At 57.8% G+C, this 15250-nt stretch carries 17 protein-coding genes; 8 read left to right on the top strand and 9 right to left on the bottom strand.

Features of this window, described 5'->3' with window-relative positions:
• The first annotated feature begins 89 nt into the window (after positions 1-89).
• A complete protein-coding gene (locus tag RA28_RS20465; protein ID WP_193747439.1) occupies positions 90-1346 on the top strand; it encodes a surface lipoprotein assembly modifier in 1257 nt (418 codons plus the stop codon).
• A 182-nt stretch (positions 1347-1528) separates the two neighbouring features.
• Here RA28_RS20465 and tuf read toward each other — a convergent pair whose 3' ends face one another.
• From tuf to parC, 3 genes are all read right to left on the bottom strand, one after another.
• Positions 1529-2704, bottom strand: a complete 1176-nt coding sequence (gene tuf, locus RA28_RS20460) for an elongation factor Tu (RefSeq protein WP_039529249.1) — start codon at positions 2702-2704, stop codon at positions 1529-1531.
• A 112-nt stretch (positions 2705-2816) separates the two neighbouring features.
• Positions 2817-3323, bottom strand: a complete 507-nt coding sequence (locus RA28_RS20455; RefSeq protein WP_241481181.1) for a hypothetical protein — start codon at positions 3321-3323, stop codon at positions 2817-2819.
• 181 nt (positions 3324-3504) lie between these two features.
• Positions 3505-5853 carry a DNA topoisomerase IV subunit A gene (parC, locus tag RA28_RS20450; RefSeq protein WP_039532830.1) on the bottom strand — a complete coding sequence of 783 codons (2349 nt, stop codon included), beginning with the start codon at positions 5851-5853 and terminating at the stop codon, positions 3505-3507.
• Between the two features lie 201 nt (positions 5854-6054).
• Here parC and RA28_RS20445 point away from each other — a divergent pair, with 201 nt between their 5' ends.
• The 6 genes from RA28_RS20445 (at position 6055) to RA28_RS20420 (ending at position 10297) form a co-directional block, all read left to right on the top strand.
• Positions 6055-6675: an SH3 domain-containing protein gene (locus RA28_RS20445; RefSeq protein WP_241481180.1), complete on the top strand. Its 621-nt coding sequence runs from the start codon at positions 6055-6057 to the stop codon at positions 6673-6675.
• A gap of 69 nt (positions 6676-6744) precedes the next feature.
• Positions 6745-7572 carry an SDR family NAD(P)-dependent oxidoreductase gene (locus RA28_RS20440; protein ID WP_039532828.1) on the top strand — a complete coding sequence of 276 codons (828 nt, stop codon included), beginning with the start codon at positions 6745-6747 and terminating at the stop codon, positions 7570-7572.
• A 76-nt stretch (positions 7573-7648) separates the two neighbouring features.
• Positions 7649-7852, top strand: coding sequence for a twin transmembrane helix small protein (locus tag RA28_RS20435; RefSeq protein WP_039532826.1), 204 nt, complete (start codon positions 7649-7651; stop codon positions 7850-7852).
• Positions 7853-8425 carry a cob(I)yrinic acid a,c-diamide adenosyltransferase gene (locus RA28_RS20430; RefSeq protein ID WP_039532823.1) on the top strand — a complete coding sequence of 191 codons (573 nt, stop codon included), beginning with the start codon at positions 7853-7855 and terminating at the stop codon, positions 8423-8425.
• A gap of 184 nt (positions 8426-8609) precedes the next feature.
• The gene (locus RA28_RS20425) at positions 8610-9368 is read left to right on the top strand and encodes an electron transfer flavoprotein subunit beta/FixA family protein (RefSeq protein WP_039532821.1); all 759 of its coding nucleotides are present in this window, start codon (positions 8610-8612) and stop codon (positions 9366-9368) included.
• Complete coding sequence (locus RA28_RS20420; protein WP_039532819.1) at positions 9368-10297, top strand: electron transfer flavoprotein subunit alpha/FixB family protein; 930 nt, start codon at positions 9368-9370, stop codon at positions 10295-10297. The genes RA28_RS20425 and RA28_RS20420 overlap by 1 nt, the downstream gene beginning before the upstream one ends.
• Positions 10298-10344: 47 nt before the next feature.
• Here RA28_RS20420 and RA28_RS20415 read toward each other — a convergent pair whose 3' ends face one another.
• A complete protein-coding gene (locus RA28_RS20415; RefSeq protein WP_241481179.1) occupies positions 10345-11163 on the bottom strand; it encodes a DUF6473 family protein in 819 nt (272 codons plus the stop codon).
• Between the two features lie 162 nt (positions 11164-11325).
• Between RA28_RS20415 and RA28_RS20410 the strand changes: the two genes are divergently transcribed.
• Positions 11326-12201, top strand: coding sequence for a 3-hydroxybutyryl-CoA dehydrogenase (locus RA28_RS20410; RefSeq protein ID WP_039532816.1), 876 nt, complete (start codon positions 11326-11328; stop codon positions 12199-12201).
• A gap of 80 nt (positions 12202-12281) precedes the next feature.
• Here RA28_RS20410 and RA28_RS20405 read toward each other — a convergent pair whose 3' ends face one another.
• From RA28_RS20405 to RA28_RS20385, 5 genes are read right to left on the bottom strand one after another with little or no spacing between them, the layout of a single operon-like run.
• The gene (locus tag RA28_RS20405; protein WP_039532814.1) at positions 12282-13181 is read right to left on the bottom strand and encodes a lysophospholipid acyltransferase family protein; all 900 of its coding nucleotides are present in this window, start codon (positions 13179-13181) and stop codon (positions 12282-12284) included.
• Positions 13182-13222: 41 nt separating this feature from the next.
• Entirely contained in the window at positions 13223-13492 is a 270-nt protein-coding gene (locus RA28_RS20400; protein WP_039532977.1) for an HPr family phosphocarrier protein, read from the bottom strand.
• A gap of 17 nt (positions 13493-13509) precedes the next feature.
• Complete coding sequence (locus RA28_RS20395; RefSeq protein ID WP_039532812.1) at positions 13510-13902, bottom strand: PTS sugar transporter subunit IIA; 393 nt, start codon at positions 13900-13902, stop codon at positions 13510-13512.
• Positions 13899-14792, bottom strand: a complete 894-nt coding sequence (rapZ, locus tag RA28_RS20390; protein WP_039532809.1) for an RNase adapter RapZ — start codon at positions 14790-14792, stop codon at positions 13899-13901. Before rapZ ends, RA28_RS20395 begins: the two co-directional genes overlap by 4 nt.
• Positions 14777-15247, bottom strand: a complete 471-nt coding sequence (locus RA28_RS20385) for an HPr kinase/phosphorylase (protein WP_052261534.1) — start codon at positions 15245-15247, stop codon at positions 14777-14779. Before RA28_RS20385 ends, rapZ begins: the two co-directional genes overlap by 16 nt.
• Between the last annotated feature and the right edge of the window lie 3 nt (positions 15248-15250).

The raw sequence follows: 15250 nt of genomic DNA, 5'->3' as shown, positions 1-15250 counted from the left end.
CGTTACACGAGAGGGGTGCGCTCTGTTCAAAACCAGGAGCACGCCTTAGAAGCAGTATTGGTTGACCTGTTAAGTTGGGTGCTCGTGAATTGCGCAAAAGATTTTTTCTGATCGTCTGCTGGATACTACTGGCCTTTCCTTTCAACAGTGGATTGGCTCAAGATGGTATTGATGTCAGATCGGAAACACTCTCCAAGGAATCGCAAATCGAAGTCGTATTCCTGAGTGGGCTGCGTGACCTGGAGCAGGGAAACTCCGACGCCGCGATCGAGAAGTTCTCGTCAATCCTGGCGATAAATCCGAATTTGGTCCGGGTCCGGCTTGAGCTTGGCTTTGCATACTATCTTGCGCGACAGTGGAACCGCGCCAGAAACGAGTTCTTTACGGCCTTGTCCGGTGACTTGCCCGAACCGGTTCGCATCAAGGTTCTGGGGCTGATCCGCGATATCGACGCGCGACGCGGCTTCGATTGGGACCTCAGCATCGGCATAACCAATGCCGGCGATCAGAGAGACTATGATACAGACGAAATATTACTGGATTTCTCGGGGCTTACCCTTCCGTTCAGGCTGAATCGTGAGACATCGAATGAGATCGGCTTGCGCGCCACTGGATCTGCGAATTTTCGCAGACCGTTGAACTGGCAGATTCTCGGTGCCGACACATCTGCCTTTGCCTCAGCTACGTTCGACGTAACCGAAGCGCCAACCTCGCAGTACGACGATTACGTTTTTGGAACGCGTTTCGGGTTGCGGACATTCACGCAGAACACAACGGCTTCCTTTGGTCCCCTCATCTCGACCCGCCTGCTGGGTGGAAACGTTTACGAAAACCGGATCGCCCTACAGGCTGCCGTGGAACGTCGCAATCAATCGGGCGGATCGGTTTTTGCAATTCTAAGTGTCGCGCGTTTGCACAACCCGACCTCCAACCGATTGGACGGGCACGAATTCGACGCTGAAATTGGTGTGCGGCGCTCGCTGGGCGGCAAAGGGGTGATTGGCGCAAGTTACTTCCACGAAGACAAGTCCACCGACGACACATTCGAGAACTTCACCCGCCATCGTTTTACAATCTTTGGGCAAGTGGATACCCGCGGAGGCTTTACCTTTCGGCCCTCAATTTTTGCCGAGCACCGGAAATTCAAAACGCCCAGCAGCCTATTTACGGGAAATCCGGACGAGGACTCATGGGGTGGGTCGCTCAGAGTCGAAAAAAACGACCTATTCTTTGGAAACGGCTTTTCGCCGTTTCTGCTTTTGTCATACCGGCGGACGAAGTCGGGTATCGAGGCGTTCAGCTACACCGAGTCGGGCTTTGAAATTGGGATCGAGAGGCGTTTCTGATCCAATAGCATTTGGACTTCGCTGGCCCAATACGGCGACAGATGCCTCGCCAGCCGCAGATACCGTGCCGAAGGCCGATGCGTATTAACCACGCCCGAACGACCCACCCTCTCACTCATTTCAGGCACAAAAAAGGGCGTCCCTTGGGACGCCCTTTCTGATTGATCATTCGCTTACGCGACTTACTCGATGATCTTCGACACAACGCCCGCGCCGACGGTGCGGCCGCCTTCGCGGATGGCGAAGCGCAGGCCGTCTTCCATCGCGATGGGCGCGATCAGTTCGACGGTGAAGCCGACGTTGTCGCCGGGCATGACCATCTCGGTGCCAGCCGCCAGAGTCACGGTGCCGGTCACGTCAGTTGTACGGAAGTAGAACTGCGGGCGGTAGTTCGCGAAGAACGGGGTGTGACGACCGCCTTCTTCCTTGGTCAGGATGTAGGCTTCGGCTTCGAACTTGGTGTGCGGGGTCACCGAGCCGGGCTTACACAGAACCTGGCCACGCTCAACACCGTCACGGTCGATACCGCGCAGCAGGGCGCCGATGTTGTCGCCGGCTTCACCGCGGTCCAGCAGCTTGCGGAACATCTCAACACCGGTACAGGTGGTTTTCTGAGTGTCGCGGATGCCGACGATTTCAATCTCGTCGCCAACATTGATCACGCCACGCTCGACACGACCGGTCACAACCGTACCGCGGCCCGAGATCGAGAACACGTCTTCGACCGGCATCAGGAACGGCTTGTCAACTTCACGCTCAGGGGTGTCGATATACTCATCAACAGCCGCCATCAGTTCCTTGATCTTCTCTTCGCCGATTTCCGGGTTGTTGCCTTCCATCGCGGCCAGAGCCGAGCCTGCGATGATCGGAACATCGTCGCCGGGATAGTCGTAGCTGGACAGCAGCTCGCGCACTTCCATCTCAACCAGTTCCAACAGCTCTTCGTCGTCGACCTGGTCAACCTTGTTCATGAACACGACCATCTTCGGGATGCCAACCTGGCGGCCCAGCAGGATGTGCTCGCGGGTCTGAGGCATCGGGCCGTCAGCAGCGTTCACAACCAGGATCGCGCCGTCCATCTGGGCGGCACCGGTGATCATGTTCTTGACGTAGTCGGCGTGGCCGGGGCAGTCGACATGCGCATAGTGGCGGTTGTCGGTCTCGTATTCCACGTGGGCGGTCGAGATGGTGATGCCGCGCGCTTTCTCTTCCGGCGCACCGTCAATCTGATCATACGCTTTGAAGTCACCAAAATACTTGGTGATCGCTGCCGTCAGCGTCGTCTTGCCGTGGTCAACGTGGCCAATCGTGCCAATGTTGACATGCGGTTTTGTACGCTCAAACTTTTCCTTTGCCATTCCTCAGGCGCCCTTTTGCGATTTGGGGGACCCTTGGTCCCGTGGTTACATCTGCGCGCGCGAGATATTTGGTTCAAAGGCGAAAATCAAGCACATCCTGCGGCAAAGGTGGTTACGACGCCGGATTTTGCGTGACGGCGCCGGATTCGAGCGGCTGGTTCAGGTCCGGGCGGCGATCAAACCAGCCATTGTCCTTGTGTTCTTCGGCCAACCACTCTTCGATCTCATCTGCGACTTTCAAAGCAAGTCCGTTCAACTGCTCTTCTTTGGTCCTGACACGGCCAGATCCGATAAGAGCGGTTTCTTTGGTGGTATCTTCCAAAACAGTAAACTGTTTTTGCTTGGCCAAAAATTCCTTCGTGTCATAGTCATAAACGTTCACAAGAACGATCGCAGCGCTTCTTGGATTGTAAACAACGATACCCGGCGGACCCAGCATATAGCCTTCAAGGCTTATACCAATAATGTAACGCTGTGATCCCTCATATCTTCCCAAACGAATATCAATGGCCTTCTCTAAAGCGTCGGTCCATTCCTGCGATGTAGCGTCACGCGAAATTGGACCTTTTTTGGCCTTGTCTGCGAAGGAAACGATCTTAACGAGGCGAAACTCGCCCAACTCCTCCGGTTCCTCATACAGCTGCGTTTGCGTACACGCGCCCAACAGGGCCAGTCCGGTGATCAGGGTCAGAATGCGCAACATATGTCTCGTCTCGATAGGCCGTTTTTCTTTGACTTAGCGCACCCATGCCGCTTGTGCCAAGCCGCATCGGCAGAAATCCACTTTCAGCGGGTCGCGATCACGAGAATTTATAATCGCGCGGGAAGCCATAGGGTGGTTTTTTCCCGACACTGGCGCGTTTTGACAGCCACTGGGACATATCCGCCTCGTGTCGCGTCTTGTCACCGCCCATCGACCATTTCAGGCCCTCTTCCCAGTTGAATGTGGTGATATCCGACAACCCGCCATCCAGTTCGAGTGTTCCCTGTCGACCGCGGGCCATATTGTATTTTTGCAGCCGCACACCCTTGCCGCGGTTCATCTCGGGCAGTTCCTCGGTCGGGAAGACCAGGAACTTGCCGTTCTGCGACACCACGGCGACGTGATCACCATCAACCGGTTTGCAGATCATCGCGGTCTCGTCACCTTTGACGTTCAACACCTGTTTACCGTTGCGGGTCTGTGCCAGCACCTCATCCTCGGGCACCATAAAGCCGTTGCCCGCGTCTGAGGCCACCAGCAGTTTGCGCCCCGGCGTATGGATCAGGATATCGATGATCTGCGCCTCGTTCGGCAGGTCCACCATCAGGCGCAGCGGCTCGCCCATGCCCCGCCCGCCGGGCAGGTTGGCGGCGCTGACAGTGTAGAACCGCCCGTTTGATGCAAAAACCAGAAGGCGGTCGGTCGTCTCGGCGTGAAAGATGAACCGGGGGCCGTCACCATCCTTGAACTTCAACTCGCGGGTCAGATCGATATGACCGGTCATGGCACGAATCCAGCCCATCTGAGAGCAGACAACCGTGATCGGTTCCTTGTCGATCATCGCCTCAAGCGGCACCTCTTCGACCTCGCATGCGACGGCAAATCGCGTGCGGCGCGCGCCACCCTCGTAGTCTTTGCCAAAGGTCTTCTTGGTTTCCCTCAACTGCTCGGCGATCTTGGCCCATTGCAGGGCCGGGTCGGCCAGCAGGTCTTCGAGGTTGGCGCGTTCCAGCATCAAGTCATCGCGTTCGCGCACCAACTCCATCTCTTCCAGACGGCGCAAGCTGCGCAGGCGCATGTTGAGGATGGCGTCGACTTGAACCTCGGACAGTTCACCCTCGCCCGGTTTGGGCGTGATGTAGTCGGATTCATCCGCGGCGCGGATGTGGTCAACACCCCAATCCTCGCGAATCAGCGCGGCTTTGGGATCGTCGTCGTAGCGGATGATGTCGATCACGCGATCGAGGTTCAGGAAGGCGACGATAAAGCCCTCCAACACCTCCAGCCGGTGATCGATCTTTGCCATGCGGTGGCGCGAACGGCGCAGCAGCACCTCTTGCCGGTGATCAAGGAACGCGCGCAGCACTTCCTTCATCGAGCAGACTTTGGGCGTCACCCCGTCGATCAGCACGTTCATGTTCAGGCTGAACCGCACCTCAAGGTCCGAGTTGCGGTAGAGCATCCCCATCAGCACCTCGGGGTCCACGTTCTTGGAACGCGGTTCGAGGATCAGGCGGATGTCATCCGCGGATTCGTCGCGCACATCGGCGAGGATCGGGATTTTCTTGGTCTGGATCAGTTCGGCGATCTTTTCGATCAGCTTGGATTTCTGAACCTGATAGGGGATCTCGGTGACAACGATCTGCCATTGGCCGCGGCCCAGATCCTCCACCTCATACTTGCAGCGCAGGCGGAACGAGCCGCGCCCGGTGCGATAAGCCTGTGCGATATTCTCCGGCGGCTCAACAATCACGCCGCCGGTCGGGAAATCCGGGCCGGGCACGTAGTTCAACAGCGTGTCATCCCGTGCATCCGGCGTCTTGATCAGATGCAGGCAGGCGTCACACAGCTCGGCGATGTTATGCGGCGGAATATTCGTCGCCATGCCCACCGCGATCCCGCTGGCACCGTTCGCCAGCAGATTCGGGAATTGCGCGGGCAGCACGACGGGCTCGGTCAGCGTGCCGTCATAGTTGTCGCGGAAATCAACGGCGTCTTCGTTCAGACCCTCGAGCAGCGCCTCGGCCACGATGGTCATCCGCGCCTCGGTATATCGCGAGGCCGCCGGGTTATCGCCGTCGATATTGCCGAAATTCCCCTGTCCGTCGACCAGCGGGTAACGCACGTTGAAGTCCTGCGCCAGTCGCGCCATCGCATCGTAAATCGCAGCGTCGCCGTGCGGGTGATAGTTACCCATCACATCGCCGGAAATCTTGGCGGACTTGCGGAACCCACCCGTCGCGCTGAGTCGCAGCTCGCGCATTGCGTAGAGGATTCGCCGATGAACCGGCTTCAGCCCGTCGCGCGCATCCGGCAAGGCGCGGTGCATGATGGTGGACAGCGCATAGGTCAGATAGCGCTCGCCAATCGCGCGGCGCAGTGGTTCTGCTACCTCTCCCCCGCCTTCAGGGGTCTCCATATTGGGGTCGTCGATCGTGTCGTTCATATATGATGTGATACGACGCAAGAGCGCGCGGGTAAAGCAATCGGGGCATATTTTGCTGGGGACAAGTCGCGCTTTTTGCAACAGGGGGAGGCAAGTATCGGATTTCCCCCATTTTTCGACTCCTCGCCCAAAATATGCTAGGGTTTCTACAATTGAATTGCTGCCAGATTTAGTTGTTACGATTGACCCGGGGGAAGCGCCATGACGCGCCTTATTGTTATTACATTCGCTGCACTTGGATGGACTTTTTACGTAATGAGCGGAGGGCCGGATTTTGAACCGCGTGGCGAACGCGGGTCTCAGCCCGAGCTTATCGCGTCAATTTCCGAAACCGAACCACAAGCAACCGAGGCCGACAGGGCGCAAGATCTTGTGACCAACGTGGCTTTGCGCGCCGTACCCGTCCGCGCTACGCCGGAACCGGCACCCACGCCGCAGGAGGTGGTCGTTTTGGTTGAGGAGCCTGAGACAAATTCTCTGTCCGGGTTTTCCACCTTCGCCGATCAGGGGGCCAATTTGACCCTTGCGTCCCTTGAGGAAGGCGCTGCCGGTTTGCGTCAGGTCGAAACCGCGACCCAAACCGACGCGACCCCAACATCCACGGTGCCCGAAGTGGAAAAAGACATTCGGGAGATTTCGGGCACGCGCGTGAATATGCGTGATGGCCCAGGCACGATCTATCCGATCATCGGAAAGGTCACCCTTGGTCAAAAGGTTGAAGTCCTCAGCGAGTCGGGCACCGGCTGGTTGCGCCTTCGCGTGTTGCCTGCGCAACAGATTGGATGGGTTTCCGCATCGCTGGTCCGTAAATCCTCGTTCTAACACAGCTGCATCATTGCCCTGACCGGACACGCGCCCTAGCAATGGGCTGGGGACAGATTCGGAAGCGCAATGCAGAAAACGATTCTCATTACCGGCTGCTCGTCCGGAATTGGTCTGGATGCGGCACACGGGATGCGTGCACGCGGTTGGCGTGTCTTTGCGTCGTGTCGTCAGCAACGCGATTGCGACCGCCTTCGCGCGCAGGGGTTCGAAAGCCCTTTGATCGACTATACCGACGCGAACACAATATCGTCCGGCCTCGCCCAGGTCCTTGAGGCCACGGGCGGCACCTTGACGGCGCTGTTCAACAACGGCGCACATGGCCTGCCGGGCGCGGTAGAAGATGTGCCCACAGATGGTTTGCGCCAAATCTTCGAAGCCAATTTTTTTGGCTGGCACGAGCTGACGCGGCAAGTGATTCCCGTAATGCGGGAGCAAGGGCATGGTCGGATCGTTCAGAACTCGTCGGTTCTTGGGCTGGTGGCTTTTCCGTGGCGGGGCGCCTACGTCGCCACGAAATACGCGATCGAAGGCCTGACGGATACTTTGCGCCTGGAATTGCGGGGAACCGGGATCAAAGTTATCCTGATTGAACCCGGCCCAATTACCAGCAAAATCCGCGAAAACTCGATCCCCATGTTCGAGCGATTCATTGATTGGGAAAACTCGGCCCTTCGACAGAAATATGAAGAATCGCTGCTCAAACGTCTGTACGAGTCGTCGGGTTCTGATCGGTTCGAGCTTCCGGCCTCTGCGGTGACTGAGAAACTTGCCCACGCTGTCAGCGCAAAGCGGCCGCAGGCACGGTACTATGTAACGACACCGACCTACATCGCCGGATACCTGCGCCGCATTCTGCCAACGCGGTCGATCGACCGAATCCTCAGTGGCATATGACGCAAAAAAACCGTTCGCTTTTGCTGTCTTTGAGGCTAGATGAGAGCCAGCGAAACAAAACACGGACGGTGTAGACATGGACCTGTTGATGGTCGTCCTGTTGTTGGCCATGGCGGCGGTCGTCGTAGTGCTTGCAATCGGCATCTCCAACTTCGGCAAAGCGGGCACGGATGCCGCAATGAAAAGCAACAAGATGATGCGTTTGCGCATCCTGTTTCAGTTCATTGCCGTGGTGCTGATCGTGATTTACGTCTGGTTGCGTGGGCAAGGGGCTTCTTAAATGGTCGTTCTGAACAAAATCTACACACGTACGGGCGATGACGGCAAAACGGCGCTGGGTAACGGCGAACGTGTCGCCAAGTATTCCGGGCGCGTGACGGCCTACGGCACAGTGGACGAGCTGAACGCATTTGTTGGTGTCGCCCGCACCCAGGCGCAAGGAGAGGTCGAGGTCGCGCTGTCCCGCATCCAGAACGATCTGTTCGACCTTGGCGCTGATTTCTGCCGCCCCGACATGGACAAAGACGCCGAGGCGGATTACCCGCCGCTTCGCATCGTAACCTCACAGATCGACCGGCTTGAGGCCGAGATCGATGCGATGAACGACACGCTTGAGCCACTGCGCAGCTTTATCCTGCCGGGCGGTTCGCCGTTGGCGGCACAGCTTCATGTCTGCCGCACCGTTTCGCGCCGAGCCGAGCGTTTGGCCGTCGAATTGACGAATATGGAACCGGTGAACGAAGTGGCGGTCAAATACCTCAACCGTCTGAGCGACTGGTTCTTTGTTGCGGCGCGGTGCGCCAACAACAACGGACGCGACGACGTGCTTTGGGTTCCCGGCGCAAACCGTTGAACCTGCCGGGTTTGACTAATTTTCCGACTGTCGCAACGTCGAAAAAAGCGAAACGCGACGTCTCAACGACATGACGTGACGATTTTGCCCTGTTGTGGTCGGGATTGAGTCGTTATTCAGACGTCCGAGAGCATTGGTGGAGTCGCTTTGCGGCTTACCGTTTTTTTGAGGAGAAAGCGCCAAAATGAAGGTACTCGTGCCTGTAAAGCGCGTGATTGACTACAATGTGAAGGTTCGCGTCAAAGCGGATGGTAGCGGTGTTGATCTCGCCAATGTGAAAATGTCGATGAACCCGTTTGATGAGATTGCAGTAGAAGAGGCGATCCGTCTGAAAGAAGCGGGCAAGGCTGACGAAGTCGTTGCGGTTTCGGTTGGCGTCAAGCAGGCGCAGGAAACGCTGCGCACCGCGCTGGCCATGGGTGCCGATCGAGCAATTCTGGTTGTTGCAGCCGACGACGTGCACACCGATATCGAGCCTCTGGCCGTTGCCAAAATCCTTGCCAAAGTGGTCGAGGAAGAGCAACCGGGTCTGGTTCTGGCGGGCAAGCAGGCGATCGACAACGACATGAACGCCACCGGTCAGATGTTGTCGGCCCTGCTGGGTTGGTCGCAAGGCACCTTCGCGTCCGAAGTCGACATCGAAGGCGACAGCGCCAAGATCACCCGCGAGGTGGATGGCGGCCTGCAGACCATCAGCGTCAAGATGCCGACCATCGTGACCGTTGACCTGCGCCTGAACGAGCCGCGCTATGCGTCGCTGCCCAACATCATGAAGGCGAAGAAAAAGCCGCTGGACGAGAAAACCGCCGCCGATTACGGCGTCGACGTCACTCCGCGTCTGGAAGTCGTCAAAACCGAAGAACCGCCGGCACGCGCCGCCGGTATCGTCGTGGGCTCGGTCGACGAGCTGGTCGAGAAACTCAAAGAAGCGGGGGCTGTGTAATGGCTGTTCTTCTTCTGGCTGAAGTCAACAATGGTGAGCTGTCGCTGGACGCTACCGCCAAGGCCGTCAATGCCGCAAAGGCACTGGGTGACGTGACCGTTCTGGCCGCGGGTGGCTCTGCCGCCGCTGCGGGTGAGGCTGCCTCGAAGATCGAGGGCGTGTCGAAAGTTCTGGTCGCCGAAGACGAGTCGCTGGGCCATCGCCTCGCGGAATCAACCGCAGCGCTGATCGTGTCGCTGGCCGATGGCTACGAGCATATCGTTGCCCCTGCCACAACCGACGCCAAGAACGTGATGCCGCGCGTTGCCGCGCTGCTGGACGTGATGGTGATCTCGGACGCGTCCGGCGTGGTGGACGGCTCGACCTTCGAGCGTCCGATCTATGCAGGCAACGCAATCCAGACCGTGAAATCGAACGACGCCAAAAAGGTTGTCACCCTGCGGACCGCAAGCTTTGATGCCGCTGGCGAAGGTGGCTCGGCCCCGGTTGAGACGATCTCGGTTCCGGCTTCGGAAGGCCTGTCTGCGTGGGTCGAGGACAAAGTCGCCGAAAGTGATCGTCCGGAACTGACGTCGGCAGGCGTCGTTGTATCGGGCGGTCGCGGCGTTGGCTCGGAAGAAGACTTTGCGCTGATCGAGAAACTGGCAGACAAGCTGGGTGCCGCAGTTGGCGCGTCGCGCGCGGCGGTCGACTCGGGCTATGCGCCGAACGACTGGCAGGTGGGTCAGACCGGCAAGGTTGTCGCCCCCGATCTTTATGTTGCTGTCGGAATCTCGGGTGCGATTCAGCACCTTGCCGGTATGAAAGATTCGAAGGTCATCGTCGCGATCAACAAGGACGAAGAGGCGCCGATCTTCCAGGTTGCCGATTTCGGGCTGGTTGCTGACCTGTTCCAGGCCGTGCCGGACCTAACCGAAAAGCTCGGCTGAGTGCAGAGTTAGCGAAAATCAGAGGCCTGCCTACCGGCGGGCCTTTTTCATGACCGCAAGTTTTGGATCGCTTGCGACAATGCGTCCGCGATCTTTTGGTGCGTTGCGGGGCCAAGCATAAACTCGGCCCTGGGCTGTTGCAGGGTTCCAAAGAGCAAATCTTCCAACTCGTCTGAGTCACCGGCAACACGCACCGTCAGTGTTATTGCGTCGGCGCAAAACGGGCGCAATGCGTCCAACATTTCCGCCCGCACGTGCTCGTGTTCAATGGGTCCTTCGCTCAGGCTTCCGTTTTGTACGTCAAGCCACAGCAAAACGGTCTGTGACGAAACGGATTGTAGAAAGCCCCTTAGTCTCGCGACCCAGTTTCGACGCAATTCATCAACGACTTCCGCATGGCGATCGCCCGAAATACTGTACAGGCGGTTCATCAAATGCCGGACGAAATGAATGTCCGTAAAGTCCGCCTCGGGGAAAAGCGTGATCAGATCCTGCGTGGGGGCGACAAACCGGTCGTTGCGGCGCGCATGAACTCGGTAGAAACGATTGTTCTGTCCGGCAAGCCCGGGCAACTGCAACACGCAGATCTCGGCCCTGTCGGCCAATTCCCGAAGGCCATCATCGGAATGGACGGCGTCAACGCCGCAAAACAGGCTGCCAAAGTTCAGACACCGGCGTTGCATCAGCCGTTCTAGCCGAGCGGGAAAGGGGTCTTCGACAAAGCGCCCAAAAGTTTCCTGGCCGCCAATGCACGCCACAAAAGGCTTATCCAGTGACCGCTGAGGTCCGCGAAACCACAGATTGGATTGACCATAGCGGCAAAACGACTCGACAGCGTTTTCCGCTGCCATCGGTTGATAGCTCATCACTCACACTCACATTTTTCACCCAATTGCCATCTTGCGACCCTAGAACTTACGAAATCCCTAATGTGCGCATTTGAAGCGAATTTGACCGGGTCGATGCTCTTGCCGCCGGACCGGAACTGCCGATAATGTCGCCATAATCAGCAGCAAGGGCACCTGAATATGGATGTGAAATCTGTCGGAGTTATCGGGGCGGGTCAGATGGGCAACGGGATCGCTCATGTCATGGCTCTGGCGGACTATGACGTTCTGCTAACGGACGTAAGCCAGGACGCCCTCAACAATGCGCTGACAACGATTGAAGCAAACCTGGCGCGCCAGGCTGCGCGGGGAAAGATCGCGGATGATGCGGTTAAGGCTGCGCTGAGTCGGATCAAAACGACGTTGAACCTGCCGGATCTGGGTCAAACCGATTTGGTCATCGAAGCCGCGACAGAGCGCGAGACCGTCAAGCAGGCGATTTTCGAAGATCTGCAGCCGCATCTGTTGCCCCATACGATTTTGACTTCGAACACCTCGTCTATTTCCATCACGCGCCTTGCAAGTCGAACGGACCGCCCCGAGCGCTTCATGGGGTTTCATTTCATGAACCCGGTTCCGGTGATGCAACTGGTCGAATTGATTCGTGGCATCGCAACAGACGAAGCCACATTCAAATCCTGCAAAGCTGTGGTGGACCGGCTTGGCAAAACAGCCGCAAGCGCAGAGGACTTTCCGGCCTTCATCGTGAACCGAATTCTCATGCCTATGATCAATGAGGCCGTCTACACGTTGTACGAAGGTGTCGGAAACGTCCAATCCATTGATCAGTCCATGAAATTGGGGGCCAACCACCCTATGGGGCCGCTGGAGCTGGCGGACTTTATCGGACTGGACACCTGCCTTGCGATCATGAACGTTCTGCATGACGGGCTGGCCGACACCAAATATCGCCCGTGTCCCTTGCTGACAAAATACGTCGAGGCGGGTTGGCTGGGTCGTAAGACGGAACGCGGATTCTATGACTATCGGGGCGAGGTTCCCGTTCCAACGCGTTAGATAAACAGGGGGCCAGCCCCCTCGCCCGGATATAATCCGGGCTCACCCCCGGGATATTTTTGGCCAGATGAAGAGGCGGATCAGGGTTTTGGCGGTTGGCCGAGTCCCATAGTGTGTTCTCTGAGCCATGCCATGAACCCGCGCGGGTCCCGCTCGAGCAGGGCCATGTCATCAGCAGAAACCGGTTCACCAATCACCGGCGATTGCGGTCTGTTGCAAGACCGCACGATTTCATGCAGCAGCAAACCTTGACGCAGAATTGGCGAGAGGCGGTTGGCAATCTGATACCAACGCGAGTTGCTTCCGGGGAAGAATATCGGAACCACCTGAGCGCCAGAGCGGCGGATCATTTTTGCGGTGAAGACGTTCCATTCCCGTTCCTGGGCCGGGCCGAACCAGTCATCCGACGACATTACCACCCCTGATGGGAACAAGGCGACCACGCCACCTTCTTTCAGGTGATCCATGGATTTCCCCCGCATTTCCAGCATCTTGGCTTGCGCCTCGGGGTCATGGGGGAAAGGGACAGGGATCATGAAGGACGTCGCGGCCTCGTCCAGACCGGTCAGGACCGAGCGTGTCAGAATGCGGTAATCACTGCGAACGCGCCCGATCAGTTCGGCCAGGATCATGCCGTCGACCATACCGTGGGGGTGGTTGGCGACCACAACCACCGGACCTTCCTTGGGTATCCTGGCAATTTGCTCGGCCGGGGTCGTCAGGGTGATGCCCATGATTTTGAGCGCCCCGCCCCAGAATTTTTGTCCGCGATACAGTTCGTTTTGCTTTTCGAACTTGTTGACCATGCGAAGAATGGTCAGCTTGCCTGTCAGCCATTCGATCGCGCGGATTGCATTTGCAGTCCACACGTCGTCAAACGAGTTTGCGTAGGTCAGGGTTCTGCGGTCGTAGATTTCACCTTGATCGGTGCTGTCGCCTACAATCGGGCCTGTCTTGGTATCGTGCGTGGTTTCCGCCAATTCCTGGTCTTCCCGTCCTTCGTATCGTGGCAGTGTTGGGCTTAGTAACCTTCTCCGAACTTGTCGTTCACCAGAGTTTCCAAAGCATCCGCCAACGCCTCAGCATCCGGGCCGGACGTCTCGACGTCAATAGTGGTTCCGCGCGACGCTGCCAACATCAAAAGGCCCATAATGCTGTCGCCTGATGCAGAAAGGCCCTCACGTGAAACTTCTACATGCGCATCGAATCCCTCGACCACTTCGACCAGCTTGGCCGAGGCGCGGGCATGCAGGCCCTTTTCATTGATTATTTTCAAGCTCTTGTTGGCCATATTCAAATATTCCAGTTTCAATCCAATGTCACATTTTGCGCATTGATGTATTTTCGTCCAGCCTCAAGCGCGAGGCGTACGGCTTCGGGCACCGGCAGGTGGCGGCTTTTGGCCAGTTTGATCAACATCGGAAGGTTTGCGCCGTATAGGATTCGCCGGTCCTGTGGCGCACAGGCCCGCAGACTCAGGTTGGATGGGCTGCCGCCAAACAAATCCGTCACAACGACAACCCCGTCGCCGACATCGACGTCATCAGCCGCGCGACAAATCTCGGCCTGCTTTTCTTCGCGGTTATGGTCCGCCTCGATCGGAACGGCGACCAGTCCCGGCTGTTTACCCACCACATGCTGTGTGGCGGACAGGTATTCCTGTGCCAGCCCCCCATGTGCAACGATAACGATCCCGATCAATCCGGCCTCACATTCAACGCGCGTCGTTCCATTTCGCGGTGCCTAATTGCCACCTGCTGCCCCCCTTCTGCAAGGGCCTTTGCGACGGCTTCTGCGACCGCAACCGACCTGTGTTGCCCCCCGGTGCAGCCAAAGGCGACCGAAAGGTGCGCTTTCCCTTCGGCCTGGAACGCGGGCAACAGTTCTGTCAGCAGGTCGACGACCCGGTCAAAGAAGGCGGTATAGTTCATGTCAGACTGAACATAGGACGCGACATCGGGGTTTCGACCATCCGCCTCGCGCAGTTCCGGACGCCAGTAGGGATTGGCCAAAAACCTGCAATCAAAAACCATGTCCAGCCCGCGCGGCATGCCACGTTTATACGAAAACGACTCGACGGATACAGCCAGATGCCGGCCTCCCTTTGGGGCGAACCAGCGCTCCACTTCGTCGCGCAATTGGTGGATGTTCAACGCGCTGGTGTCGATCAGCGTATCGGCAATTTCGCGGATCGGTTGCAGTTGGTCCTTTTCGCGTCGAATTCCGGTCGCGGGACTGGCGTCTGCAGCCACGGGGTGCCGTCGGCGCGTTTCCGAGAACCGGCGCAACAGGATTTCATCGTTGCAGTCCAGATAGAGGATCGACAGGTCCACGTGTTCCATCCGGTTCAATTTGGCCGCCAGTTCAATGAACCCCATTGTCGAGAAGTCGCGGTTTCGCGCGTCGATACCCAGCGCCATCGGCTGTGACGGATCGGGGCTATCGAGAAGCCGCATCAGCAACCCCATGGGAAGGTTGTCGATGGCTTCAAAGCCCAGATCCTCAAGCACATGGATTGCAGTGGAACGGCCGGCACCGGATGGGCCCGTTACCAGAACAATGCGTTGTTGCGCAGTCAATCGCTCGGCCATTCAGGATCCACGCGTCCCATTTTCAAAAGTTGTATCAGTCCTGCCGCCAAGTTGGGCAGGCCATGGCCGCGAAGCAAGGGAACAGTTTGCCTCAGGACCTGAATATTTGCGGGCTCAGGCAGGCGCTTCGTCTCGCTCTGGCCCAAATCCACCACCAGCGTCACCGGGCTCGGACCGGCGGGTATTGCCCGGAGCAACCCTATCCCACGTGCCTCAACCAGACCGCGAATGGATGGCGGCGCATCTGCGATGACCTGACCGTCCTGCATTTTCAGCGTGACCTGGTCGTCCGACACCAGTTCCGCCCCAAGCGCCATCATCTGAAGCGCCACGGCCGATTTACCAATCCCAGATGGACCAAAAAGCAGCACGCCCTTCCCATCCACGGCAACACACGTCGCGTGGACACAGGCATCATCCTGTCCCGCTGTATCTGGCAGGGATTTTATGTCCATTTG

Source organism: Ruegeria sp. ANG-S4 (genome assembly GCF_000814005.1).
In the GTDB taxonomy this organism is placed as follows: Bacteria; Pseudomonadota; Alphaproteobacteria; order Rhodobacterales; family Rhodobacteraceae; genus Ruegeria.
This window is presented reverse-complemented; position numbering and strand designations above follow the sequence as displayed.